The sequence below is a fragment of the Microcystis sp. M53602_WE12 genome, from assembly GCF_030065455.1.
GTDB classification, from domain to species: domain Bacteria; phylum Cyanobacteriota; class Cyanobacteriia; order Cyanobacteriales; family Microcystaceae; genus Microcystis; species Microcystis aeruginosa.
This window is the reverse complement of the sequence record NZ_JASJFB010000416.1, coordinates 1-1,108: the sequence shown is the minus strand read 5'-3', so window position 1 is coordinate 1,108 and position 1,108 is coordinate 1. Positions and strand designations below refer to the sequence as shown.

Genomic DNA, 1,108 nt, shown 5'->3' with positions numbered 1-1,108 from the left:
TATCGTCAAGGACAGGCAGTAGAAATTTTAACTAATCCAGAGAGTTTATCGGGGGAAAATATTTTATCTCAATTTGTCTTAGAACTTGATAATATTTGGTAATTCTATAATCCTATAAATATAAAAGAGAATCTATGATGACAGTAGTAGAAATTAAATTTGAATCTTGGCAACTCAGCGATGAACAGTTTTTTCAACTTTGTCAGGATAACCGAAATTTACGTTTGGAACGCAACGCAAAAGGAGATTTAATTATTATACCACCGACGGGGGGAAAAACGGCCAATAGTAACGGTAGAATCACCCAACAATTATTTAATTGGTCAGATAACAATGGTACGGGTATCGCTTTTGATTCCTCCACAGGATTTAAACTACCTAATGGGGCTGATCGCTCTCCCGATGCTGCTTGGATACCTTTAGAAAAATGGCAAGCTTTAACCCCACAACAAAAGGAAAGATTTTTACCTCTATCTCCCGATTTTGTCATTGAATTAATGTCTCCTAGTGATAGCCTAGAAACTGCTAGGAAAAAAATGCAGGAATATTTAGATAATGGGACTCGTTTAGGTTGGTTAATCAATAGAAAAACTAGAGAAGTGGAAATTTATCGTCAAGGACAGGCAGTAGAAATTTTAACTAATCCAGAGAGTTTATCGGGGGAAAATATTTTATCTCAATTTGTCTTAGAACTTGATAATATTTGGTAATTCTATAATCCTATAAAAGAGAATCTAAACATGATGACAGTAGTAGAAATTAAATTTGAATCTTGGCAACTCAGCGATGAACAGTTTTTTCAAATTTGTCAGGATAACCGAAATTTACGTTTGGAACGCAACGCAAAAGGAGATTTAATTATTATGCCACCAACCGGAGGAGAAACTGGTAATTCTAACGCTGGAATCACTGCCCAATTATGGTTATGGAATAACCTACATAAATTAGGTGTAGTTTTTGATTCCTCCACGGGGTTAAAACTACCGAATGGGGCCGATCGCTCTCCCGATGCTGCTTGGATACCTTTAGAAAAATGGCAAGCTTTAACCCCACAACAAAAGGAAAGATTTTTACCTCTATCTCCTGATTTTGTCATTGAATTAATGTC

The 1,108-nt window shown here is 35.9% G+C and carries 2 protein-coding genes; both read left to right on the top strand.

The genetic code is table 11. The features are described 5' to 3' along the window. Positions 1–134: 134 nt before the first annotated feature. Positions 135–710: a Uma2 family endonuclease gene (locus PX482_RS14060; protein WP_288027234.1), complete on the top strand. Its 576-nt coding sequence runs from the start codon at positions 135–137 to the stop codon at positions 708–710. Positions 711–740: 30 nt separating this feature from the next. Next, the coding region (locus PX482_RS14055; protein WP_288122571.1) for a Uma2 family endonuclease at positions 741–1,108 on the top strand (368 nt) is incomplete at its 3' end.